Annotated in this window: 23 protein-coding genes, 1 pseudogene and 1 riboswitch; of the genes and pseudogenes, 16 read left to right on the top strand and 8 right to left on the bottom strand. The window is 47.0% G+C overall.

What is annotated here, in order from left to right:
- Window positions 1-134 precede the first annotated feature (134 nt).
- Window positions 135-680, bottom strand: coding sequence for a class I SAM-dependent methyltransferase (locus L0U89_RS10545; RefSeq protein WP_234861491.1), 546 nt, complete (start codon window positions 678-680; stop codon window positions 135-137).
- Window positions 681-770: 90 nt separating this feature from the next.
- Here L0U89_RS10545 and L0U89_RS10540 point away from each other — a divergent pair, with 90 nt between their 5' ends.
- Window positions 771-2,798, top strand: a complete 2,028-nt coding sequence (locus L0U89_RS10540; RefSeq protein ID WP_234861490.1) for an LTA synthase family protein — start codon at window positions 771-773, stop codon at window positions 2,796-2,798.
- A 141-nt stretch (window positions 2,799-2,939) separates the two neighbouring features.
- On the opposite strand, the gene L0U89_RS10535 is transcribed toward L0U89_RS10540, so the two are convergent.
- From L0U89_RS10535 to L0U89_RS10515, 5 genes are read right to left on the bottom strand one after another with little or no spacing between them, the layout of a single operon-like run.
- Complete coding sequence (locus L0U89_RS10535; RefSeq protein WP_234861489.1) at window positions 2,940-4,136, bottom strand: hypothetical protein; 1,197 nt, start codon at window positions 4,134-4,136, stop codon at window positions 2,940-2,942.
- Window positions 4,136-5,401 (bottom strand): YaiO family outer membrane beta-barrel protein, encoded by a 1,266-nt coding sequence (locus tag L0U89_RS10530; RefSeq protein ID WP_234861488.1) that lies wholly within the window; start codon window positions 5,399-5,401, stop codon window positions 4,136-4,138. Before L0U89_RS10530 ends, L0U89_RS10535 begins: the two co-directional genes overlap by 1 nt.
- On the bottom strand, window positions 5,394-6,875 hold the full coding sequence (locus tag L0U89_RS10525) for a glycosyltransferase family 2 protein (RefSeq protein WP_234861487.1): 1,482 nt from the start codon (window positions 6,873-6,875) through the stop codon (window positions 5,394-5,396). Before L0U89_RS10525 ends, L0U89_RS10530 begins: the two co-directional genes overlap by 8 nt.
- Entirely contained in the window at window positions 6,838-8,433 is a 1,596-nt protein-coding gene (locus tag L0U89_RS10520) for a hypothetical protein (protein WP_234861486.1), read from the bottom strand. Before L0U89_RS10520 ends, L0U89_RS10525 begins: the two co-directional genes overlap by 38 nt.
- 3 nt (window positions 8,434-8,436) lie before the next feature.
- A complete protein-coding gene (locus L0U89_RS10515) occupies window positions 8,437-8,799 on the bottom strand; it encodes a response regulator transcription factor (protein ID WP_008623682.1) in 363 nt (120 codons plus the stop codon).
- A 246-nt stretch (window positions 8,800-9,045) separates the two neighbouring features.
- On the opposite strand from L0U89_RS10515, the gene L0U89_RS10510 reads away from it, so the two are divergent.
- From L0U89_RS10510 to L0U89_RS10495, 4 genes are all read left to right on the top strand, one after another.
- A complete protein-coding gene (locus L0U89_RS10510) occupies window positions 9,046-10,761 on the top strand; it encodes an amidohydrolase family protein (RefSeq protein WP_234861485.1) in 1,716 nt (571 codons plus the stop codon).
- A 12-nt stretch (window positions 10,762-10,773) separates the two neighbouring features.
- Complete coding sequence (locus tag L0U89_RS10505; RefSeq protein WP_234861484.1) at window positions 10,774-12,150, top strand: amidohydrolase family protein; 1,377 nt, start codon at window positions 10,774-10,776, stop codon at window positions 12,148-12,150.
- Between the two features lie 30 nt (window positions 12,151-12,180).
- Complete coding sequence (locus L0U89_RS10500; RefSeq protein ID WP_234861483.1) at window positions 12,181-13,482, top strand: amidohydrolase family protein; 1,302 nt, start codon at window positions 12,181-12,183, stop codon at window positions 13,480-13,482.
- Window positions 13,483-13,604: 122 nt separating this feature from the next.
- On the top strand, window positions 13,605-13,928 hold the full coding sequence (locus L0U89_RS10495; protein WP_008623678.1) for a YbjQ family protein: 324 nt from the start codon (window positions 13,605-13,607) through the stop codon (window positions 13,926-13,928).
- On the opposite strand, the gene L0U89_RS10490 is transcribed toward L0U89_RS10495, so the two are convergent.
- On the bottom strand, window positions 13,925-14,878 hold the full coding sequence (locus L0U89_RS10490) for a DUF4097 family beta strand repeat-containing protein (RefSeq protein WP_234861482.1): 954 nt from the start codon (window positions 14,876-14,878) through the stop codon (window positions 13,925-13,927). The genes L0U89_RS10495 and L0U89_RS10490 overlap by 4 nt on opposite strands.
- A gap of 417 nt (window positions 14,879-15,295) precedes the next feature.
- Window positions 15,296-15,395, top strand: a riboswitch (SAM riboswitch).
- 173 nt (window positions 15,396-15,568) lie between these two features.
- Here L0U89_RS10490 and L0U89_RS10485 point away from each other — a divergent pair.
- The 3 genes and pseudogenes from L0U89_RS10485 (at window position 15,569) to L0U89_RS10475 (ending at window position 18,421) form a co-directional block, all read left to right on the top strand.
- On the top strand, window positions 15,569-16,873 hold the full coding sequence (locus tag L0U89_RS10485) for an O-acetylhomoserine aminocarboxypropyltransferase/cysteine synthase family protein (RefSeq protein WP_234861481.1): 1,305 nt from the start codon (window positions 15,569-15,571) through the stop codon (window positions 16,871-16,873).
- A 51-nt stretch (window positions 16,874-16,924) separates the two neighbouring features.
- The gene (locus tag L0U89_RS10480) at window positions 16,925-17,983 is read left to right on the top strand and encodes a homoserine O-acetyltransferase family protein (protein ID WP_234861480.1); all 1,059 of its coding nucleotides are present in this window, start codon (window positions 16,925-16,927) and stop codon (window positions 17,981-17,983) included.
- Window positions 17,984-18,033: 50 nt separating this feature from the next.
- Window positions 18,034-18,421, top strand: a pseudogene (locus L0U89_RS10475) (VOC family protein).
- A 287-nt stretch (window positions 18,422-18,708) separates the two neighbouring features.
- Here L0U89_RS10475 and L0U89_RS10470 read toward each other — a convergent pair.
- Complete coding sequence (locus L0U89_RS10470; RefSeq protein WP_040478656.1) at window positions 18,709-19,152, bottom strand: DUF2147 domain-containing protein; 444 nt, start codon at window positions 19,150-19,152, stop codon at window positions 18,709-18,711.
- Between the two features lie 65 nt (window positions 19,153-19,217).
- Between L0U89_RS10470 and pdeM the strand changes: the two genes are divergently transcribed.
- From pdeM to L0U89_RS10430, 8 genes are all read left to right on the top strand, one after another.
- The gene (gene pdeM / locus L0U89_RS10465; protein ID WP_234861479.1) at window positions 19,218-19,928 is read left to right on the top strand and encodes a ligase-associated DNA damage response endonuclease PdeM; all 711 of its coding nucleotides are present in this window, start codon (window positions 19,218-19,220) and stop codon (window positions 19,926-19,928) included.
- Window positions 19,929-19,980: 52 nt separating this feature from the next.
- Window positions 19,981-20,871 carry a cell division protein FtsX gene (locus L0U89_RS10460; protein WP_234861478.1) on the top strand — a complete coding sequence of 297 codons (891 nt, stop codon included), beginning with the start codon at window positions 19,981-19,983 and terminating at the stop codon, window positions 20,869-20,871.
- Window position 20,872: 1 nt separating this feature from the next.
- Window positions 20,873-21,079 carry a DUF3098 domain-containing protein gene (locus L0U89_RS10455; RefSeq protein WP_234861477.1) on the top strand — a complete coding sequence of 69 codons (207 nt, stop codon included), beginning with the start codon at window positions 20,873-20,875 and terminating at the stop codon, window positions 21,077-21,079.
- A gap of 6 nt (window positions 21,080-21,085) precedes the next feature.
- On the top strand, window positions 21,086-21,880 hold the full coding sequence (locus L0U89_RS10450) for an undecaprenyl-diphosphate phosphatase (protein ID WP_234861476.1): 795 nt from the start codon (window positions 21,086-21,088) through the stop codon (window positions 21,878-21,880).
- A gap of 1 nt (window position 21,881) precedes the next feature.
- The gene (gene truB / locus L0U89_RS10445; protein ID WP_234861475.1) at window positions 21,882-22,565 is read left to right on the top strand and encodes a tRNA pseudouridine(55) synthase TruB; all 684 of its coding nucleotides are present in this window, start codon (window positions 21,882-21,884) and stop codon (window positions 22,563-22,565) included.
- The gene (locus L0U89_RS10440; protein ID WP_234861474.1) at window positions 22,552-23,481 is read left to right on the top strand and encodes a bifunctional riboflavin kinase/FAD synthetase; all 930 of its coding nucleotides are present in this window, start codon (window positions 22,552-22,554) and stop codon (window positions 23,479-23,481) included. The genes truB and L0U89_RS10440 overlap by 14 nt, the downstream gene beginning before the upstream one ends.
- Window positions 23,482-23,498: 17 nt before the next feature.
- Window positions 23,499-24,197 carry a CoA transferase subunit A gene (locus L0U89_RS10435; protein ID WP_234861473.1) on the top strand — a complete coding sequence of 233 codons (699 nt, stop codon included), beginning with the start codon at window positions 23,499-23,501 and terminating at the stop codon, window positions 24,195-24,197.
- A gap of 62 nt (window positions 24,198-24,259) precedes the next feature.
- The gene (locus L0U89_RS10430) at window positions 24,260-24,916 is read left to right on the top strand and encodes a CoA transferase subunit B (RefSeq protein ID WP_234861472.1); all 657 of its coding nucleotides are present in this window, start codon (window positions 24,260-24,262) and stop codon (window positions 24,914-24,916) included.
- Window positions 24,917-24,944 lie beyond the last annotated feature (28 nt).

Below are 24,944 nucleotides of genomic sequence, written 5' to 3'. Positions count from 1 at the left end.
TGTTGTTGGTTGACTTGGAGAACAGCACAGGCCTACAGCAAGTTTACCCAATTTTCAAATTTTCAACCCTCCACTTCTCCAGTCATCCATTTCCCAATACTTGGTGCTTGGTACATCATACTTGGTAAAGACCGTTACTGGCAAACCAAGATAAAAGTCGGCGGGAAGTTTTTGATGCTGAGGTGGCTTTTGATCGTATTGAAATACCTCGCAAATTGGTATTTGAGCGGATAGGAATAGCAGATTTGGATGAGTTTTCCCCCGTCTTGGATCGAGGCCTTACTTTTGCGATAGATGTCCTCGCGGGATTCTTTGTTGATAAGGGTAAGCGGCAGAGAGGACAAAATCAAGTCTGCCTTTTTCCCGTCGAGATATCGGTCCATGTTTTCTGCCGAGTCTGCGATTATGTACACATTTGGGCCAGGAAACTTCTTTTTCAAATTTTCGCAAAAAGCCTTGTTGATCTCAAAAACCAACAGCTTGGCATCCGCATCCATGCGGTCCACAATACCTTTCGTAATGCTTCCGTCACCTCCTCCAAGCTCGACAATGACCTTCTTCCCACGGAAATCCGCATAGGACAACATTTTGTTAACCAATGACTTGGAGCTGAATGTGATTGCCCCTGTGGTGGAAATATTGGTAAAAAGCTCCTTGAGTAGAAAACGCTTGTTGTCCATAGTGATAGTTTATCGCGGCAAGATAGGAAAATCCAAAAAAAATGCTTTGTATTGTTGTTTGGATTGCAAACTTTTAGGCTAAATCACCCTATGGCCTCCCAAACAAAAATTCAGTCAAATTTAATATTTAATCTCAAACAGTCGGTTGTACAGTTTTGGAAATTGGGCATCCCGTTTCTGTTGCTGATCGTCCTGTTGAGACTGGCGGAAGTGCAGTTTATTTTCAGCATGCATGACCTTTCCTTTGACCGGGTGAAAATTCTTGCAAAGGGATTGTTGTTCGATCTCGAATGGGCATTTTACATGTTGGGATTCCTGCTGATACTCCAGACCAGTATTGGTTTGGTATTCCCCCGGGCCACGAAAACCGTCAACAAGATTCTCACCACGATCCTCGTTATACTTCAGGGCGGCTTGATTTTCTATTTTTCCAAAATGCTGCTTCCCCTTGGCGACGATCTGTACGCATACTCAGTTGAGGACATCGTCACCACAGTAAAAGCTTCCGGTGAACTGAATCTTTTGAACTCAGCTGCAGTATTTCTGGTATTTGGGGGTGTCTTCGGCCTGCTTTCGCTCGGGCGATGGATTCCCCTCGGGTTCAATGGTGGAATCGTACTTTCCGTGCTTTGCTACTGCTATTTGTTGGTTTTCAACCTGTTTCCAAACCTGATTGAGAAGTCAACCGCGGAACTGGAAAACAACCTCACCGCCAACAAGTCCCGGTACTTTTATGACCAGTCGTACAATTACTTTTTCAACAGGAATTACCTTTATTTCGATTTTTACCTGACTGCGCCCAAAAAAGAAAACCTTTTGGTGCAAAAGCGCTTCGTGGACTCCAATTATCCATTTCTTCACCAAAACAACTACCCGGACGTTCTCAGTCCTTATTTTGGTGCTTTTGATACGATTCCGGATGTGGTCTTTGTGATCGTCGAAGGCCTCGGAAAAGCGTATTCCGGCGAAGATGCTTATCTCGGCAGCTTTACTCCATTTTTGGATTCATTGAGCAACCATTCGCTGTATTGGAAAAATGGACTTTCCACCACCGGAAGGACATTTGGAGTGCTCACAGGCATATTCGGAGCACTGCCCTTCGCCCAAAACGGATTTATGGAACAGGCACCGGAGTTCCCGGGGCATTTGACCTTGCTATCGCTCCTGAAACACAATGGCTACCAAGTCAACTACCATATCGGTGCTGATAAGAAATTTGACAACGTAGGGCCGTTTTTGGAATACCAGACTGTGGACAGGATTTTGGACATGACTTCGTTTGATCCGGATTTTGAGGAAACTCCCTCGAAGTCGGGCTTCTCTTGGGGCTATCCTGACAAGGCGATGTTTGAAAATGGCATGCGGAAAATCCCGCGCGATTCGGTGCAGGCATCGCTATCCATCTTCCAAACACAAACTTCCCACGATCCTTTCCTGATTCCTGACGAGCAAAAGTACTTCCAATTACTGGACGAGTATTTGGATAAAACCCTAAAAATTCCTGCTTCCCAAAAACCCAATTACCTCAAGTACCAAAGCATGTACGCGTCTATTCTCTATGTCGATGAGGCAATCCGGGAGTTTTTTGAGGAATACAGGAAAATGCCCAAATACGAAAACACCATTTTTATCATAACGGGTGACCACCGTCTGCCTGAGATTCCGCTCGCGACGAGCATAGACAGGTTTCATGTTCCGATCATGATTTTTTCTGAAAAGATCTCCCGTCCAAAAAGGATGCCTGCCGTTGCAACCCATTTTGAAATCACGCCGACATTATTGGCATTTTTACACAACAGGTACGACTTGGAACTCCCCTCTGTCGTCGCTTGGAAAGGATATGTGATGGATACGGCGAGCACATTTCAGGCAAATGTGTCGCATCCGCTCATGCGCAATAAAAACCAATTGGTGGATTTCCTGTCCAACGAGTACTTTTTGTCGGATAATCAGCTTTACCAACTTGTGGATAACATGGGCATGGAACCCATTACCGACCAAAGGACCAAGGAACAGTTGACGCGGGAATTTGAGAGTTACAAAAACTCAAACCGATTTGCCACAGACAACAACCGGATCATTCCAGATTCCCTGTACAGGTACATTCCCAAAAAATAGAATTGTCTTTTGGAACCTAACCTTCGGAACACCTGCCATTTTTCCCACAATCCGAAATCAAGCCAGGCGGTTTGAAAAACAAAACCGAGCAATTAACCGGGGGAACCGACCCCTTGTTGATACATTCTTCGACTTAATATCCTACTGCTGATTTCTCTCGTGGCAATCCTCCAAAATCGAGGACATCAAGGGATGGTAGAAATTCCAAAAAAAACTGTTTCGCTGGGAAATATCCTCAGCAGTGAGGAACATCCTCCATAGCTTGGCGATGCCATAATAATGGTAAGCATGCGTTTGGATTGGATTATCCGCAAAGTCCCCCGCAAAATAATAGACTTTCCCTTTGCCGTTTGACTTGACGACCACTGCGGGAAAATACCGTGGGATGCCCCAATTCCGCATTTTCTCCAGGCCTTGGTCGGTAGGCTTTAGGTCGTAGTAGGAAACCACTTCGTAATCCCTACTGACCAACATCAAGTCGATCCAATAGGGATAATTGACGATTTCGGGGATTTTAAACTGCTGCTGATAGGCTGGCATGGTGAGGATTTTGGGCACATCGTTTTGGAAGTCGTCGCCAAAAACCAAGACTTCGATTTGTCCATCTTCGTGAAGAAATACCATCCCAGAACCCCTGAAATACCAATCTCCGCCATGCTGCCTGATGTAGCCATGAATCAACCATGCGGGGATTTCCTGATTGACAACGGTGTCCAACTCGTCAAAATACCGCGTAATCCAACCAGTCCATTTGATATCCGTAAGGTTTTCAAATTCTCTCCTGACAGCCTTTGGCGTGGGGCTCGCGATGTTGTTGAACTCGATGACCACGTCCTTTTCATTGTCCAATGCAGCCTTCAGAATTCCCAAATCCGAATGATCCATTCCTCCATAGATCTTCTTGGATGGGGCTTCCATGGGGATTTCCTTGAGGTCATTTTCATAAACCCCATAGGTATCCGCGAAGTAGAAAAGCTGATTGTCCCTCACCAATCTTTCCTCCTCTGATGCTTTCAAATTGGAAAAGTCCTTTATTTGATAGCTTTCATTTTTGCCTGGAAAAAATCCGAAATAGTCTTCGGATGGATCGTAGGGACTGCCGTCAGACTTGGTGTATTTGAGGTTATTGAGTAGCCAATGGAGCGATTGGTGTTCCTGAAAATCCATATTTGGGACCGTCTTGTCCAATACAACGACTCCTAGCGGGGCTGAGGGGAGACCTTTCCAAATCCCAAAAGAGGTCAGCGGAATTATCACTACAATTCCAATCAGCACCAACACCCAGCCCATGATGATGCGGAACTCCACAGGGAAATATTTATCCAACAGCTTGCCCATCAAAACCTGAATTCCGTGCCGATTGAAATATTGAGGTTATTTCTGAAATTGTCTTTGCTTATTTCATCCCGTGAATAGCCAACAAAACCAAATCCCATCCAGCGATCGGTCCAGAGTTGCTGATATCCTAGACGCACCCGGTAGGAATTGAGCAGCTGGGACTGAAAATCCCGAGATTCTTCGTCAGGAGAAACCCCGGTAGAAACCTGCAATCCTATAAAATCCTCCGGTCCTTTGAAATAATAGCGCGTCTGCAAGTTCCCGCTTGTCGACGAGCCTTCGGTCCCGGGGATGAAATTCAATCGGAAATTGAACCACCAATTGCTGACATATTTCCCAACCGAACCGGTGATGATATGCGTCACTTCTGAAAATTGCAGGTAGCGATAGCCTATTTCGAGTTCATAAGCTTTGGGGAGGTTCCAAAACACACTTGTCCCAAACCTGAATTTGGGAAAAAAAGATGCTCCTGAATAGCCAACATTGAAGTAACCATAGGAGTTTTTGCCCAAACTTGGATAAGCGTCGAGTTCCGCTTGTGTGCCCCTACTGTCGAAGCGCTGGGAATGTGTGACCCGCGCAATCAGTGCCCCCGTGAAATCCGTCCTGGTCCTACCGTAGACAGAGTAGGTGTGCCAAGGGCTAATTGCACCCATGAAACTGTCGTAATCATATGTGCCGCCGACGGCATTTACACGGGTAAGACGTTGCAAATTGCGGATGTAGGCCATCAAGCCTTCCATTTTCGGGTCGGCCTGAAACACTTCCTTGGCGATATCCAAGGCTTCTTTATAATTTTCACGATAGTTCAACAGACGCGACTTGCGGTATTTCAATGCAACCGAACTTAGGCCGATTTTTTCCAATCCCTGGTTGAGGACTTTTTCTGCTTTTTCATAATTCCCTTCCCAAAAAAGATCGTCGATATAGCCGACATATGCATCCTCATAGTTTGGACTTGCGGCAAGTGCCCTTTCAAAGTAAACCGCTGCCGAATCATACTTCCCATCCCAGCTGAACGACCTGCCCATCAGGATGAGGACATCCGCATAGGTGGGGTATTTGCCCAAGACTTTTTGCAGGATAGCTCTTCCCTCCTCTCGTTTCCCATCCAAAATCAACTTTCTGGCATCCTGGTACAACACATCCGGATCAAAACTCTCTTGCGCTTGGAGAGAAAAAGTCAGGCTCCATGAAAGCAGGCAAAGCAGCGCGAAGCTGGGCCACCATGCTTTTGACTTGATATGTAAAATCATCTTATGCATTGCTCACATTTTGTCTATCGGTTGCCTTCCTAAATCCCGTGCGTATCATTTCGCCCCAGCCGCCTTTGCCTTTGATAAAGTGGTAATGTCCCTTTAGGCCCCACCAAACGATCCTTGGATGGATAAGAAATGGCTCCAACATGATCGTCGTAAGGAGTTTTTTGAGATCTCCTTTGTCCTTGTAATTATTGTATGCGATCTCCTCATACAAAATGCTGAAAGAGGAAATCATGATCGAAAAGCAATAAATCAATACAAAAAGGGCGATAAAATATACAGCACTGATATCGCCGCTGATGATCATGATAATGGTATAAATCAAACCCATGAATTCAAAAATCGGAGCCATCTTTTCGAAAAATGACCAAAACGGATAGGAAACCATGCCCATCACCCCATATTTCGGGTTGAGGCGCACTTGCTGATGGAGTTGCAGGGTCTCGATCGTACCGCGCATCCAGCGGTTTCGTTGCCGACCCAATATCAGTGCTGACTCCGGGACCTCCGTCCAGCAAAGGGGATCCGGGACAAAGGCTACTTTGTAGGGAATTTTTTGCTCCGCCATGTAGCGACGCATCCGGACGACCAATTCCATATCCTCCCCTACAGTTTTGGGAAAATATCCCCCAACCTTGAGTACCAATTCCCTATTGAAAAGTCCAAATGCCCCTGAAATCAACATGAGGCCGTTGATTCTTGTCCAAGCCATCCGGCCCATGAGAAATGCCCGGAGGTATTCGACAACCTGAAATCTTCCCATCAGTGAATCCGGAACGCGGTATTTGGTTACCGTACCATCCTTTACATCACAATTGTTTGCAACACCAATGACACCACCCACGGCAATCACCTTCCTGTTGATCTCCTCCATAAATGGCCGCACCATCCTTGTCAGCGAATCACTTGACAGGATGCAATCGACATCGATACATGCCAAGATCTCCTGTTGGGCGATGTTGATGCCTGCATTCAGCGCATCTGCCTTTCCGCCGTTTTCCTTGTCAATAAGCGTCAGCTTGGCAAAGGAGCGGTTGGTGGATTTATAAATCCCGCGAATGTCCTTTGTCTCGATGGCATGGTTGTAAGCAAAATTGGTCTTGACCATATCAAAGCTCTCGATCATCCGCTCCAGGGTATCATCCTTGGAACCGTCATTGACGATGATTACCTCATACTTGCTGTAATGCAGCGTCATGAGGCTCTTGGTGTTTTGCACGATGTTTTTGCCCTCGTTGTAGGCCGGCGCAATGATAGAGATTCCTGGCGCCACCGGACTGGTGATGACATCCTTGTAGTCGGCAAACTTATTTTTTTTCAAATGATCCCGCATTTCCAAAGTGGAAAGCACCGTCATGGTGAGGTAGATCATGATGATCGACAAGCTGTAGAGGAGAAAAATAATCCCCATCACATCCACAAAAAGGTCAAACAGCAGGTTATACATCGCACAAAATGGGGTCTTGGAGGTGAGCAAGCATTTGACGGATTTCTTCTTTGAGTGAAGATTCCAATTCCTTTTCTACCAGTACGGGATTCATCGCCTTCAATGCCTCCAATGTGGCCTTGAGACAATCGAAATCAACCAAATGCTCAATCCGCTCGATCAGAATGGTTTGGGAAATTACGGTTCCGATATTTTGCAACACTTTCACCGCAGCGACATAGAGGTCTTTGTCCTCGGTGTAAATATCCTGGTGGACGTACTCAATGGCGTCCGTGAAGCTGAAAACGTCAAAACATTTCAGGATTTCGATCTTTTCATCCCTGCTGGCATTCGGATATTTTTCTTTTAGGATTTCCAATCGGTCCACCAAGCCAAGGTATCGTACAATCCTGTAGCCAAATATCCGTACGGACTCATTGTAAGAATCAAAAAGCCGCTCCACTTGCACCTTGGTGCCCTGGTTTGTCAAAAAACGGATGATCCTGAAATAGGTCATCTGCTGCCACCTCGACAAAGGAAAGGTTTGATGGACCAATACCTGCAGCGTCATGTCGTTGGAAATGTTCAAATAGGTCGCGACGGCCTGGGAGCGAATATGGAAATTTTCGTGGTGGGTAAACTTCTGAACAATGGGCGCTGCTTCGAGCACATCCATTTCATTGATTTCGACTAGTCCCGTGGTAACTATATCCCACTGCGAGGATTCAAGTTTTTTGAAAGAGTGGTCTACGAGATTGAGCTTTCTGTAGATTAGCTTCAGTTTGGACTTGAAGTCCCCCTTCATGTTTTTGTTGAGGCTGATGATTTCCTGAATCATCACATCCTTGAAAAGATGGTTGCCGGCTTGGGCATTGGGAAAAAATTCCCAGATTTTTTGGGCACTGAATTCCTTCAGCTCGTCCAACTCATATTCAAACAGCAAATTGGAGAGCGGCTCGTAGCAGAGGCTTTTGAAGCGCTGCGTCATGACCTCGGTGCGCCTCTTTTTGGACTTGACAAAAAACATGAATCCGACCAGAAACACCGAAGCAAGAAAAAACAGGATCAGTGAAAAAAGAAGCACGATCATTTTGAGGTCACTCAGAATCCTCAAACGTATCTGGTAAAAAGGCTTGAACGCCGTCCTATTGGCCAGCAGCATCAACGCACCGCCGTCGCCCGCTACGCTTGGTGCAAAAAGCTCATTGCGGATGAGGTTGTCGAGATACTCCAGCAGTGCTTCGGGATTTGATTCCTTTTCAAATAAAAGGTAGACAATACTCGCCCTGTCCCGCATTTCGGTGGGAATATGCTGCTCCAAGGCTTTCGCCTCCACATAACTTCCAAGTGTGTCTGAGTACCACCTTCCGGGTTGGGCAATGTCCTTATGAAATCGGACAATGGTACTGTCTGCTGGCAAGAAGAGGGAATCCGCAACAATTACAAATTCCAATCCGGGGATATCTTGTCCCGTGAGTAAGAGAGAATCCACCTGTGCCCAATCTTGGTGAAGGACTTGGGCCTGTGAAATTCCAAACGGTAAGCTGAAGAGAAGTTGGTGAAGGAATAAAAAAGCGAAGAGTTTTTGCCGTTTGGTGAAACCGGTCATTCGTTAGTTATTGATCAGCCGCCGAACACGCACCGCGAGTTCGTTTGGATTGAATGGTTTTGGCACAAAATCCGAAACACCTAGATTGAAAGCTTCCATGACGGTGCTCTCCTCTTCACCCAAAGAACTCAATACAATGATTGGAATTTTTGGGTTGACCTTTCTCGCATGGTTGATGATCTCGATCCCATTTTTGTAGGGAATCATCACGTCCGTGATAATCAAATCGGCTTCCTGGGTGTCGATAGCGTCCATTCCGGAAATACCGTCCTCAACCATGGTAACACTGTAACCTTCTTTTTTAAGACGAAACTGCACCAAACTAGAGATCAGTTTGTCATCTTCGATAACAAGAATATTTTTCATATAAAAAGAAATTTGGGTGACTTAGCGGATTAAAGATAATTGTAAAAAATTGTAAAAAACAAGGCAGTTCGACCTCGAAAAATTGCCAATTTTTTAACAAAAAATACAACGCGTTGAAAATGCATTATGCAGAAAATTATTTGCCGTTCTTAACCAGCACAGCCTTTTGGAGTAAAAAAAATTTTTTGAAAAATTTTCTTTCGCTAGTTTACCGAATGTTGTAATAACCAAATTTCAGGAAAATATATGCTAAATGCCCAATTCAGAAAGAGAGTGAAGTTGCTTGTGATGGCCGCTCTCATATTGGGATTGCATGACCTCGCCGCGCAGAGTGACCCCAAGGGTGAACGGCGGGTCACAGGAACCTATGCAATCCAAAATGCCACAGTAACGACTGCCCCGGGAAAAACACTTTCCAAAGCCACCATATTGATTAAGAATGGGATCATCGAAAGTGTCGGTACCAACATTTCGATTCCGAAGGATGCCCAGTTGATTTTGGCGGACTCCTTGTATATCTACCCAGGATTCATCGATGGCGCCAGTAGCGCCGGTGTCGGTAAACCTGCGGATGCAGAGCGACCGGCAAATATGGACCCCTCAAAGCCTACCGACGAGGTAGCCGGTATCACACCTTGGAGAAATGTCCTCGACTACTTCGACAAAAACAATTCGCAGATTGGTGATTGGCGGAAAAACGGCGTGACTATCGCCCAAATCGTGCCAGAGGGCGGAATGCTTCCGGGCAAATCGGCTATCGTAACTTTTGGCCACAGCTCCTCTAGCAACGTGATTGCCGCGCAAGTCGGCATGAGTGCGAGATTCCGTGCCTTGGGAGGCGGCCGGGGGTACGGCGTTTATCCCGGAACACCACTCGGCATCATGGCCAAATACAGGGATGTGTATAAAAACGCAGAAATATCTGCCAAGCACAACAGGCTATTTGCGTCGACTTCGGGACTCGCAAGACCAGAAATCAACAAGACTTCCGAAGCCATGTATCCCGTGCTCGACAAAAACATCCCAATGGTCTTTGAAGCCTCATCGGATATTGAAGTCAGAAGGGTGTTGTCGCTCCAAAAAGAGCTGGGCTTCCGCGTCGTACTTGCCGGAGTCACTGAAGTCGATAATGTGATCAGTGAAATCAAAGCTGCCAACGCTGCCGTGCTGCTCAGCATGAAGCTACCTGAGGATAAGATAACCAAAGCAAAAACCGAGGGTCTGTCTGAGGAAATGATGCAGCGTACCAAAAGAATCCAGGAATCCTACGAAAATATGCTCAAACAAGCCGCCAAACTGGAAGCAGCAGGGATACCGTTCGGATTTGCGGGACTCGGGTCAAAAAGTGGCGATATGCTCAAAAACCTGAGGATCATGGCGGCAAACGGATTGAGTGAGAATGGGCTTGTGGCAGCATTGACCACTAATCCAGCCAATATACTTGGCATCGGAAAATTTGCTGGAACCATCGAAAAAGGCAAACTCGCCAATTTGGTAATCATGACTGGCCCGATCTTGAGTGAGGATGCACAAGTAAAACATGTCGTTGCCGATGGGTATATTTTTGACAACGAAGTCAAGCCGAAGAAAAACGGCAACGACGCTAAATCAAACGGAAATGGCACGGTGTCAATCGAAGGCGTATGGGATTATGTATCGGACACTCCAGCCGGTAGTTCTGGCGGAACCATGGATATCAAACGCGACGGCAACGGGTATAAAGGAACTATCACCTACGACAGCCCCTCTGGAGGAGGAAAGGCAAGTTCTGAGATGAAGAACATTACCGTGTCCGGAAACACCTTGAGCTTTTCTTTCGGGGTTGCGGCGAATGGGATGTCCTTGGACGTCGAAGTCTCCGGAGAGGTGAATGTCTCCCAATTCACAGGTAATCTTTCACTGACGGATTACGGCAGCTTTCCACTAAAGGCAACCAAGAAACCGAACCAGTCCAACTTTTAATCCCATTTGAACATGAAAAAGATAATCATAGCGGCCCTGATGGTTTTTGGATTCGGTCAAGTTGAATCCCAAACCCAAAAAGGATCAGTGCTGATCAAAAACGCAACGGTCCTAACGGTTACCAAAGGAACATTGGAAAACACGGACGTGCTGGTAGAGAATGGCACCATCAAAAAAATCGGCAAGAACCTTCAGGCTTCCAATATTCAAGTGATCGATGCAACCGGCAAGTACCTGATGCCAGGCATCATCGATGCGCACTCCCACGTGGCATTGGACGCTGTCAACGAAGCTACGGCACCGATCACTTCCGAAGTACGCATGTCTGATGTGATTGACCCTTACGACATTGGCCTGTACCGGGCCTTGGCAGGAGGTGTGACCATTTCACATGCGCTGCACGGTTCGGCAAATGCCATTGGAGGACAAAGCGTGACACTCAAACACAGGTACGGCTCCGGAAATCCGAGCGATTTGGTTATGACAGATGCTCCAAGGACCATCAAATTTGCTTTGGGGGAAAATCCAACCCGCGTTCACGGACGTGGCAACGGTATCCAACCACGTACGAGGATGGGTGTGGAAGCGGTGATCAGAAACGGTTTCAACGAAGCTTTGCAATACAAAAAAGCGTGGGAAGATTATAATGCTGCCTTGAAGCAAAAAGGTGCAAATCCTATCCCTCCAGCTTACAGTGAGCGGTTACAGTCCCTGGTGGATATCTTGGATGGCAAGGTCATCATCCACTGCCACTCCTACCGCGCGGACGAAATCTACATGCTGATCAAGGTTTGTCGGGAGTTCGGCATTTCGAAAATCGTCTTCCAACATGTCAATGAAGGCTTCAAAGTCGCACCTGAACTGGCGGAATATACGATGGGCGCGTCGGTTTTTGCGGACTGGTGGGCTTACAAGTTTGAGGTTTATTACTCCACGGCTTACAATGCCGCTATCCTGATGGAAAATAATGTCATCACTTCCATCAACTCCGATTCCGGCGAATTGATCCGTCACCTTTACCATGAGGCGGGGAAAGCACAGCGTTATGGACAATTGACTGATGAGCAGACGCTCGCGCTGATCACCATCAACCCCGCCAAGCAACTCGGTATCGCTGATAAGGTTGGTTCGATTGAGGAAGGAAAGCAGGCTGATTTGGTGATTTTCGATGGACATCCGCTTTCCGTGTACGCTATTCCACAGATGACCTTTGTCGATGGTGTCAAATATTTCGACGTTAACGAAGATTCGGATGACCGGAGGCTCAAAGTCTCCGCAACTGAGGCCTTGGAACCGATTTACCTGAAGGAGCATGAGCACCGCTGCATGCATGGGGTGGATTTCTTTTTCACCAACTTCGGCAGAAACCTATTTACACACGAGCACTAAGAAATATCCCAGAGATTCAAACTGAAAAAGATGAAAAGGATCATAAAATCGATATTCCTCCTGGCGGTTTGCCTGTCACCATTTTGGGCCAAGGCCCAATTTGACGGGGAATTCGTCAAACCAAGAAACGGCAAATTTCTGCTTCAAAATGCGACCATCGTAACAGTGACGAAGGGTGTGATTGAAAACGGCAGTGTCCTGATGGACCAAGGCAAAATCCTTGCAATGGGGAAAAACATCGCTGCCGGAGATGCGGAAGTCATTGACTGTACAGGCAAATTCATTTACCCCGGCATGATAGACGGAGGAAGCAGACTCGGTCTTGTCGAAGTGAACTCCATACCCGAAACCCAGGATTTTGCCGAAATCGGGCAAGTGACGCCCAACATGCAGGCACTGGTGGCGGTGAATCCCAATTCGGTGGCTATTCCAGTCACACGGGTCAGTGGTGTAACAACTACCCTAGCGGTTCCCTCAGGAGGTCTGTTCCCGGGCACCGCCGCCCTCATAAACCTCAACGGGTACACGCCAGACCAGATGTATGCTGGATTCAAGGGCGTGGTACTCAACTTTCCCTCCTCTGCGAGAAGAAGCACTTGGGACAGGAGAAGCGAAGAAGAAGTCCAAAAGGAAGCAGAAAAGGCAGAAAAGAGCCTGAATGAAATTTGGGACAGGGCCGTTACTTATCACCAACTTACCAAATCCGGTGTGACTTTGCAGTATTACCCTGAAATGGAGCACTTGGCCAAAGTAATAGCTGGCGAGCTTCCCTTGCTGGTGGAAGTAAATGCTGCCAATGACATCGTCAACGCCATCAAATGGATCGAATCAAAAAAGGTGAAGGCAATCCTCACGGGCGTGGCCGAAGGTTGGAGGGTAGCCGACAAGATCGCTGCTGCAAAATTGCCGGTCATCGTTGGCCCCATGCTGTCGATCCCTACCCGGCAATCCGATCGGTATGATGCCGCCTACACCAATCCTGGAAAAATGGCCAAAGCTGGGGTGAAAGTCGTCATCCGATCCAATGACGCCGAAAACACCAGGAACCTCCCCTTCAACGCTGGATTTGCGGCGGCATATGGAATGGGTAAAGAAGATGCGCTAAAGGCCGTGACAATCAACGCCGCAGAGGTCTTTGGTGTTGCTGACAAATTGGGCTCGATAGAAGTCGGAAAGGACGCCACGCTATTTGTCTGTACCGGAGATCCGTTTGAGACCAAAACCCAGATCAATTTCGTATTCATTGATGGGTACAAAGTCCCTATGAACAGCAGGCATATCGAACTCTACCAAGAGTTTCTCGAAAGGTCTCCAGGTCTGAAAAAGAACTAAAACAAAAAACCACGGTAGAATTAACCGTGGTTTTTTGTTTCAATTCAATTGTTAAATTGCATCTGCATTGCAGACAAGCGAGAAAGACTCAAATCATTTATTTCATCTTAAATCCATAACCCATGATTGTAAGCACAACCAATAGTTTAGAAGGTTACACCGTAACTGCCTATTTGGGCATCGTGTCCGGCGAAACCATTATCGGCGCCAACGTTTTCAAGGATTTTTTCGCAACCATTACTGACATTGTCGGTGGCAGGGCTGGTGCCTACGAGCGTGTCCTGAGGGAGGCAAAAGCCACCGCGATGGCTGAGATGGAAATGCAGGCAAGGGCTTTCGGTGCCAACGCCATTATCGGTATTGATTTGGATTACGAGACAATCCGCGAAGGAATGCTGATGGTGACGGCCGCCGGAACCGCAGTCAAAGTCGAAAAGAAATCCTAATTGACAATCTCGATTTTTCCAGAACTCACCTCGCCCCTGACTGTATGGGCAGAACCATTATTGATCACCAAACTGCCGGATGATTGGCTGTCGCCGACGCGCACAAAGCCACTTCCGGCAGTTATGTTGAAATTAAAATCACTTAGGCGGCTTCCAGTTTGGATATAAATATTTCCGGAAGAAGATTTCAAGTCAGTGTTTGGCCCCAGTCCTGTCGCGGTCGCAAATAGCTGACCCGAGGAAAGATGACCTTTCCCGATACTCAATACCCGCTGCAATTCTATTTTTCCGGAAGATACCACAGCATTTACTTGACCATTGACGTCTGTCAGCTTGATTTCCCCACTTGAAGCTTCCGCTTCCACATTTCCGTCTATGCGCTGCATATTGATCCGCCCGGAAGAAATCACTACGCCGATGTTTCCTGCCAAATCCGTCCCGGATACTGTCCCCGAACTATTATTGATGTAAATATCGTCGCCGGTAATATCCGAAATTTGAATATTGCCCGAACTTGCGAGAAATCGAGGCGCGGTTCCGACCACGCTATTGGCTGTCAATGAACCGGATCCAGCACTGAGGTTTACCTCCATCAACTTAGGTCCCGTAAGCCTGATGTAGCCTTCAGAACGATAGTTACCCCAAGTGCCTCCTTTTTTGACGGTCCGAACGATGAGCCTCGTACCTTCGACATCAAATTCAATGACAAATTTATTATCCGAATTGGCACGAAGGAGGGCATCTAAGGTCACATCCTGTTTACCAACTTGTCCTTCATAGGACACTTCCAGAAATGCGCCTTCTACTTCGATTTCGGTAATACTGCTGAAATCCTGATTGATTTCGGAAACCACAGAGAGGTCATTGTCCAAACAGGAATTGAGACCCAAAAGGGCAAAAATGCCTAAAATGGTTACAAGAGTTCTTGATTTTAAATACATGGTGCTCATGGTAATTTGATTTATTTGTTGGTTTGTTTTGATAGTTTCGCCAATACAGTGCCATAGTGCCTTGGTTTCCAAGTGGAAGGCATCTTTTGCCTACTTTTCCTTTTTGTTTTTAGCAAATGTCAATAAAGTGGTTCATTTGTAAGGTTTTACAAATCTCAATAATTGTGCACCTTGTTCCAATTTCGACCAAAAACCAAATCCTGGAATGGCCGATCAGGGATTGCGGCTGTACAATTAACTTCCCCCCTTTCCCAAAAGACAACCCAAAGACCACGCACCCCTATTGAAGACAAAAAGATTTTTGAGGCAATCACCACGAAATTGAAACAGGGCCTAGGCCAAATTATTTATTGGGATTTTTTGCAATTGCGGGGATTGAGGCATTTCTTTGCATATCCTTTCACTTTTTGGTGTTGGGATTTATAAAGAAGAGGTGAGAGACAGGCTCGATGACCCTCTGGCAACCTGGAAATACCAAGGTGCCAATTCCTGCCAGATCATTCTGGAAATATAAATTCTTAACATAATGAAACCCTTCCCCTTTTCCCCAAGTATTGTTGATTTGAATCGCTGCGGGCAGCGACGTTTGCTCTTCCTTTTTGTTATCTTGTTACTTATTGGCAAAAGCATTGGACACAGTGCCTTGCATAAGCTCAGAATCATTCCCATAACCAATTAACCAACAATCCCATGGCACCTTTTCGTTTTGAAACCCTCCAATTGCATGCTGGACAAAAACCAGACCCAACTACCAATTCACGAGCAGTACCCATTTACCAAACAACGTCCTACACATTTGACTCAGCCGACCATGGCGCCAATCTTTTTGCGTTGAAGGAGTTTGGTAACATCTACACAAGGATCATGAATCCTACTACCGATGTCTTCGAACAAAGGGTAGCGGCATTGGAAGGCGGAGTTGCCGCATTGGCGACGGCATCTGGACAGGCTGCGCAGTTCTTGGCATTAAACAACATCCTGCAGGCTGGAGACAATTTTGTATCCACTTCGTTTTTGTACGGTGGTACATACAACCAGTTCAAAGTTTCCTTCAAACGCATTGGGATAGAAGCCCGTATCGCAAAAGGAAATGATCCTGCGGATTTTGAAAAACTGATCGATAGCAAAACCAAGGCACTCTATCTTGAGACGATAGGAAACCCGGAATTCAACGTGCCCGATTTCGAAGCAATAGCCGCATTGGCAAAAAAATATGACCTGCCACTCGTTGTAGACAACACATTCGGCGCAGGTGGATGCCTCTGTCAACCCCTCAAACACGGGGCAAATGTAGTGGTTGCGTCCGCCACCAAATGGATCGGTGGACACGGCACCTCGATCGGCGGCATCATCGTAGACGGTGGCAACTACAATTGGGGCAATGGCAAATTCCCCCAATTCTCCGAGCCTTCGGAAGGATACCATGGTTTGGTATTTTGGGATGTATTTGGCGAAGGTAATCCGCTCGGTTTGCCAAATATGGCATTTGCCATCCGCGCCAGGACAGAAGGTTTGCGCGATTTTGGCCCCGCGATTTCACCGTTCAATTCCTTCCTTTTGCTGCAAGGATTGGAGACACTTTCCCTACGTGTCCAAAGAACCGTGGACAACGCCCTTGCAATCGCGCAGTGGCTGGAGTCACACCCTAAAGTCCAAAAAGTAAATTATCCAGGCCTTGCGTCCTCCCCCTACCATTCCCTGGCAAAGAAATACCTACGCAACGGCTTCGGAGGCGTGCTGAGTTTTGAAATCAAAGGATCCAAGGAAAGTGCGACAACCTTTATCAACAACCTCAAACTGATTTCACACTTGGCAAACGTGGGTGATGCGAAAACCTTGATAATCCAACCTTCGGCTACCACCCATCAGCAACTAACGGATGCGGAACAGCTTGCCGCGGGCGTGACCCCTTCGCTGCTGAGGCTTTCATTGGGAATCGAACACATTGAAGACATCAAAGAGGACCTGCAGCAGGCTTTTGACAGTCTTCCCTAATCAACATTACCGGGAATCCGTTGCGGAAAAGGATTCCAAAACAACCTTAGAATGAATTTGACTAGCAATTACCTGATTACAGACATGGCGCAAGAGACCTTCACATTTGAGGGGAAATTTGAATTAGAATCCGGAGAATCACTTCCTGGATTCCAGTTGGCTTATACCACCCAAGGGCATTTGACCACAGAGAAGGATAATGTCGTCTGGGTCATCCATGCCCTGACCGGCGACGCCAATCCCCAAGAATGGTGGTCGGGAATCATTGGGGAGGACAAGTTCTTCGATCCAACCAACCACTTCATTGTCTGTGCCAATCTGTTGGGTTCTTGTTACGGCAGTACAAATCCCCTTTCGATTCATCCCGAGACCGGCAAGACGTATTTCTATGACTTCCCAAATCTGACCCCAAGGGACTTGGCCAGGAGTCTTGAACACCTTCGTCAGCACCTTGGAATTGATCAAATCAATACGATTATCGGTGGCTCGCTGGGTGGACAAGTTGGCATCGAATGGGCGTATTTGCTTCAACATCAAGTCAAGAACACCATCATCCTTGCGTCCAATGCCAAAACCTCTCCATGGACAATCGCCTTCAACGAATCCCAAAGAATGGCCATCGAGACCGACTGCACATGGGGAGAAAACCACCCAGAAGCAGGCAAAAAAGGCATGGAAACTGCCCGCGCTATCGCGATGATATCCTATCGGCATCCTGAGGATTTCGCCAAGAAACAATCCGATTCATCCGAAAAACTAGATGGATTCCGGGTGTCGTCTTACCTGAGGTACCAAGGCCAAAAATTGGCAAATCGCTTCAATGCCTTTTCCTATTGGGTACTTAGCAAGGCCATGGATAGCCATGACCTAGGCAGGGGTCGGGGTGGAGTGGAACGTGCCCTCGCCGAGATTCCATCCAGATTGCTTGCAATAGGTGTGGACCGGGATCTTTTGTTTGTCAGGGAGGAATCCCAGTTCATCGCACAGCATGTCCCCAAAGGTACCTATCGAGAGATTCAGTCCACCTTTGGACATGATGCATTCCTGATAGAGTACGAGCAGCTGCAGTATATCCTCAGGAGCTTTTATCTTGAGGGAAATCACAGTTAAGACGGCCTTCTCGGCCGTTTTTTTCTTTTGGGAAAAACGATGAGCCAATCATGAACTTTACCCAAATCAAAGAAACCTGTCTTTACGTCGACGATTTGGGGGTCGCGGAGGCATTTTACCATGGCAAACTCGGAATGCCCTTGATTTCAAAGGTCGAGGGAAGACACATCTTTTTCCGGTGTGGCACTTCGGTACTGTTGTGTTTTTTTGCCCGAGGTGACCAAATTGGAAAGTTCGCTGCCACCACATTATGCGTTTGGGAAACAGCATATTGCCTTTGAAGTCGGCAAGGAGGATTATTCGGCGACGAAGCTAATGATAACCACAGCCGGCATCCCCATTACCCATACCCAAACTTGGAAAAACGGAGAAAGCTTCTATTTCGAAGATCCCTTTGGGCATGTACTGGAAATCGTGCCAGTGGGAATTTGGGAATAAAGATTCAAAAAACCACTCAGCTCAGGGTTCGGATTTGTCACAACAGAAATGCAATACCTAAAAAAGCGGATTTTCGCGGACACAATGAAAAGGCAATGAGTCCTTTTGAAATAGAAATGTGAAAACCGAAATTGGTCAGTGCACAAAGGCATTCGGCAGCAAAAAGGCGATCTGCGTGTTGTTGTGATATCTGGGGTTTGAGTCCTGATTTCTCCGCGTCTGACAAAAACCCGGGAATAAAAAAAGGAGCCGAAGCTCCTTCTTGAATCCATCAGGGTGGTTTGCAATTACTCCACCTTGGTCCACTCCACGGTCCTTCCTATCATAGAAAATCCAACATATCCACGGACTTCGAGGGTCTTGCCATCTTTTCGCTTGATGATGCAGGAATAGGTTTTGCCGTTTTTGGGATCGTAGATCGTGCCGTCTTCCCAGACGCCGCCCTTGAACTGGAAGTCGTTCAATAGGCGCATGCCCATAATCGGTCTGGTGCGCAATTCCTTTTCAGAGTTGTTCTTGTCGACTTTGGGCTTCCCGTTTTCTACGGGTTCTTTTAGCCATACAATCTTACCAAAATACCTTCCTCCCTCTTTGAATATTTCAACTTGGGCATCTTTCTCGGTATTGTACCACTTGCCGACGATAGCATCGGGCTGCTGGGCATACAACTGGCTGCTCAGCAAAACAAATGCGACAACCAGCATCAAATTTGGGTTTATTATTGACTTCATGGATTTGATTTTTATGAATGAGTGTCGAATAATAATACTTTTACAGACTCAAATCAAGTTTGGCAGTGCAACCTTCCGCTAACATTCCTCCCTCTTCCGACAACGCAATTAGCCCTCAAGAAGATAGAATTGAATTGTCTTGGAATGGGGAGAAGTTTTTGCTGTTGCCTGAAAAGGCTGTTCTTATTCCCCGTCTCCGGACAATTCTCATCGCAGATCCACATTTTGGCAAAGCTGCTCATTTCAGAAAAGCAGGCATTCCAATTCCGGAAAAGGTGCATTTACAGGATTTTCTCAAAATCCAGAAACTCATCCATGGCCATGCCGCCACTGAAGTATATTTTTTGGGCGATTTGTTCCACAGCGACTGGAATGAATCTTGGACGGATTTGGAAGAATTTGCAGGATATTTCCCTGGTTGTGGGTTTCATTTGGTCAAAGGAAACCACGACATCCTGCCCGAGAAGTTGTACCAATCAGGTGTTTGGGAAATTCACCCCAAGCCAACCATTTTGGGTAATTTTCTGCTTAGCCATGAACCCTTAGAAGATGTTCCTTCAGAAATGTTCAACTTCTGCGGACATATCCATCCTGGTATTGCGCTTTATGGCATTGCCCGTCAAAGGATGGTACTTCCATGCTTTTTCCAGAACGAAAGACAAATGATACTTCCTGCATTCGGCAGGTTCACAGGCATCGTCAACATGGCTTCGGGTACAGATAACCGCGCTTATGCGATAGCAGGCAAAAAAGTGGTGAAAGTCAAATTCTGTTAATACGTTGGTTTAATTGGCCAAGCTGTTTAATTTTGACCCAATCACATCGTATATGGGGATTAATCCGAGAAAGAAAACCAAGCTGGGGAGATTCAAGTTTGCCTCTGTACTGTTTAGCACTACCCTCTCACTGTTCATTTTGGGGCTTTTTGGGGTGATTGTGATCCAAGCGAAAACACTGACAAGCCTCATTAGGGAAAACATCGAAATCCAGGTCTTTTTGAACAAAGACCTCACGGTAGACCAAAAGATGGGGATCCGCAGGACATTGGAAGCCAAACCCTATATACTCCGTAAAGACGGAAAATCCGGCGTGACCTTTATCTCCCAAGATGAAGCCGCAAAAGAATTCCTAAAAGATACCGGCGAAGATTTCACCCAATTCTTGGACGACAATCCGCTTCGTGATTCATACACTATCGCGATCTCTGAGGAATACCAAACAGCCGAAAGCATGGAGGAAATCGTCAAGGAAATCAAGGGAATTTCCGGCGTATTTGAAGTCACCTACATTGCCGACTTGGTCGAATCCATCAACAAGAACCTTTTTAAGGTCGCGCTGGTAATGGGGGGTTTTATTCTGATCCTCGTCTTTACCGTTGTGATGTTGATCAACAACACGATCCGTTTGGCGCTGTTTTCGCAAAGATTCCTCATCCGAAGCATGCAGCTAGTGGGTGCCACACGTGGATTTATCCGACGGCCATTCCTTGGAAGGGCGCTGCTTTTTGGCTTCCTTTCGGGAGTCATTGCTTCGCTATTGTTATTTTTGATTTTGGAATATACCAAGTCCAACGTCGAAGGCTTTTCGCTTTTGCAAAATAATGAGCTGCTTTTTGCGTTGTTTGGAGTCTTGATAGTAGCGGGAGTACTGCTGTCGGTTTTGAGCACGCTGCAGGCGGTCAACAAATATTTAAACATGTCCTTGGACGAACTTTATTGATATGAGTCACTCAAACTTTCCATTTACCAAAAAGAATTACACCCTGATGCTGATTGGTCTCGGCATCATCATTTTGGGATTCATCATTATCGGTTTGGACAGCGAACCCCATGGTTTCGGTGTATTGGGCCTAACAGTGGGACCAATCGTGACCTTGGCGGGATTTTTGTTTCAGTTTTACGCGATTTTTCACAAAGCTGATAAGTAAATACCCATGGATATTTTCGAAGCAATCATCCTTGGCATTGTTCAAGGACTGACGGAATTTTTACCTGTTTCATCAAGTGGGCATTTGGAATTGGGAGGTGCAATCCTAGGCGGTGATCGCCTTCCCGAGGAAAGTCTGACATTTACGGTTGTATTGCACTTCGCTACAGCACTCGCGACGATGCTCGTGTTTCGAAAGGACATTGCACTGATCCTCGAATCGGTCATCAAACTCAAATGGAACGAAGAAACGCAGCTTGTGGCAAAAATCGCGCTCTCAATGATCCCGGCCGTCATCATTGGGCTCTTTTTCGAAGAGCAGTTGGAGCAGTTTTTTGGAGGAAAAGTGGTTTTCGTGGGCTTCATGCTACTGATTACTGCCCTGCTGCTTTTTTTGGCTGACAAGGCAAAAAATACGGGCAAAAACCTCGGATTTGGACACGCAGCAATTATCGGTATTTCCCAAGCGATTGCCATGCTTCCAGGGATTTCCCGCTCAGGGGCGACAATTTCCACATCTGTACTTCTAGGCATTGACAAATCCAAAGCGGCGCGTTTTTCCTTCCTCATGGTGGTTCCCTTGATTTTCGGAAAAATCGCAAAGGATATTCTAGATGGGGTGATTTCCTTTCAGGAGTCCACATTTGGATACATGTCGGCGGGTTTTGTGGCAGCATTTATCTCAGGATACTTGGCTTGTACCTGGATGATTGCCCTCGTCAGAAAAAGCAAACTCACCTATTTTGCGATCTATTGTACGCTCGCAGGACTGATTGCCATCTTTGCAGGCCTATATTTGTAGCATGGAGCAAGAAGCCTACGGCGAAGTTTTTCTCATCAATAAGCCCCTCGAGTGGACTTCCTTTGACGTGGTCAAAAAAATCCGTAACACCCTCAAAATCAAAAAAGTGGGGCATGCGGGTACCCTGGATCCCTTGGCAACAGGTCTCCTCATCGTATGTGCCGGAAAGAAAACCAAATCCATCGAAACCTACATGGGGCAGGAAAAGGAGTATACGGGCACCTTTGTCTTGGGAAAAACCACGGAGAGCTTTGATTTGGAAAAGGAAGTGGTGGACGTAGCGGACCCGGCACACCTGACTATGGAAGATGTCAAGAAAGCTGCAGCCCAACTTACAGGTGATATCTTACAGGTTCCGCCTATGCATTCTGCTATCAAAGTGGATGGAAAACGGGTTTATGAATCCGCACGAAAAGGCCAAGAAGTCGTGATGGAAGCCAGACCTGTTTCAGTACCTGTTTTCGAAATTACTGACTTTCAAAACCCTGTCGTGCATTTTCGCATCGTTTGTTCCAAAGGAACCTACATCCGAAGCCTCGCCCGCGACCTCGGCAATATCCTTGGCGTCGGTGCCTACATGGCTTCACTCATACGTACCCGAATCGGGGATTTCAGGCTAGAAGAGGCCATCTCTGTAAATGACGCTGTAGAACTCATCAAATCCAGACAGCATGAAAATCTATGAGGGAATCGAGGATTTCGGGTCGGTGAGAAACCCCGTTGTCACGAGTGGAACCTTCGACGGTGTCCACTTGGGCCACCAGAAAATCCTAAGGCGCATTCGAACCCTGGCAGATGAAATCGGAGGAGAAACAGTCCTCATCACTTTTTGGCCGCATCCACGGATGATCCTATATCCCCATGATCACCAAATCAGGCTTCTCAGCACCTTTGAAGAAAAAGCCAAACTCCTGAAGCATTTCGGGATCGATCACTTGCTGACGATTCCATTCACAAAAGAGTTTTCTGAATTTTCCTCCGAGCAATTTGTCCAAAAAATCCTCGTCGATACGATCGGCACCAAAAAACTGGTGATAGGCTATGACCATCGCTTCGGCAAAAACCGTGAAGGTGGATTCGACTACTTGATGCAGAACCAAGTGCGGTTTGGATTTGACTTGGAAGAAATCCCCAGGGAAGACGTCGACCATGTGGGGGTTTCCAGCACCAAGATCCGTAAAGCCTTGGAAGAAGGCAAAGTCGATGTAGCCAACGAATTCCTGGGCCGCCCCTATGAGCTCAATGGCATCATCATCAAGGGGCAGCAATTGGGCAGGTCCATCGGATTTCCCACTGCCAATGTCCATATCCCCCACGATTACAAGCTGATACCCTGTGAAGGAGCCTATGCAGTAGAAGTAGACGTGGAAGGAGAGCTTTTTCGAGGTATGCTCAATATCGGCTTCCGGCCAACGGTCAGCGGAAACAGCCGGTCGATCGAGGTGCATCTGTTCGACTTCCATGGCGATCTGTATGATCGGCGAATCTGTGTGCGCCTAAAATCGTATCTTAGACCAGAGATTAAGTTTAGCGGGTTGGATGCCCTGAAACAGCAACTTGCCATCGACAAGGAACAGGCAATCCGACTCCTTACGACCTGAAACCCAAAATAACCGATATGATTGACAAGACAATTTCCAATGCCCAAGCCGCGGTAGCGGACGTTTTCACGGGCGCCACGCTGATGTTTGGCGGATTTGGACTGAGCGGAATTCCTGAAAACTGTATAAAAGCACTACTCGAAAAAGATATCACGGGCCTGACCTGCATTTCCAACAACGCGGGAGTAGACGATTTCGGCATTGGGCTCATGCTAAAAAAACGCATGGTACGCAAGATGATCTCCAGTTATGTAGGGGAAAATGCCGAGTTTGAAAGGCAACTCCTCAGCGGGGAACTCGAGGTGGATTTGATCCCACAAGGCACTTTGGCAGAGCGTATCCGGGCTGGAGGTGCTGGAATCCCTGCATTTTTCACACCTGCTGGCGTGGGCACCGAAGTTGCCGAAGGCAAAGAAGTACGCGAATTTGACGGGAAATTGTACCTCCTGGAACGCTGGCTCCAGGCTGACTTTGCCTTTGTGAAGGCTTGGAAGGGCGACACGGCAGGCAATTTGGTGTACAAAGGCACCGCACGGAACTTCAACCCCATGATGGCGGCAGCCGGGAAAATCACCATTGCCGAAGTAGAGGAATTGGTTCCTGTCGGAGAGCTCGACCCCAACCAAATCCATACACCAGGCATCTATGTACAGCGAATCTTCCAAGGAGTCAACTACGAAAAAAGAATCGAGCAGCGTACGGTCAGAAAAGTGTAACACTGCCCCCCTCGTCATCCAATACCCTGGATCATTCATCCAACCGTAAACCCAAATAACCCATGCTGACCAAAGAACAAATCGCCCAAAGAATAGCCAAAGAGGTCAAAAAAGGCCAATATATCAACCTCGGGATCGGCATCCCCACCTTGGTGGCCAACTACATTCCCGCGGACCTCGACGTAGTCCTTCAATCCGAAAACGGCTTGCTTGGCATAGGCCCCTTCCCTACCGAGGCCGAAATTGACCCGGACTTGATCAATGCCGGAAAGCAGACCATCACCATTGTCAAAGGGTCTGCCATTTTCAGTTCGGCTGAGTCATTTGCCATGATCCGCGGCGGACATGTGCACCTGACTATCCTTGGCGCCATGGAAGTCTCCGAAAACGGCGATATCGCCAACTGGAAAGTCCCTGGAAAGATGGTCAAAGGCATGGGCGGAGCAATGGACCTGGTTGCCTCGGCAAAAAACATCATCGTGGCGATGCAACATTGCTCCAAAGACGGCCAATCCAAACTTTTGAAGCAATGTACCCTACCCATCACCGGTATCCGCTGCGTCAAAAAAATCGTAACCGACCTAGCGGTTCTTGACGTACTGCCTGAGGGCGGATTCAAACTTCTCGAGCGCGCCCCCGGTGTCAGCACCGAAGAAATCCAATCCAAAACGGAGGGGAAATTGATAATAGAGGGGTCTGTTCCAGAGATGGTATTTTGAGAATATCTTCGTTCAGCGGCAAGAAAAC

The sequence above is a fragment of the Mariniradius sediminis genome (genome assembly GCF_021491425.1).
GTDB classification, from domain to species: Bacteria; Bacteroidota; Bacteroidia; order Cytophagales; family Cyclobacteriaceae; genus Mariniradius; species Mariniradius saccharolyticus.
The sequence above is the reverse complement of the archived record's forward strand: the minus strand, read 5'-3'. Positions and strand labels throughout refer to the sequence as shown.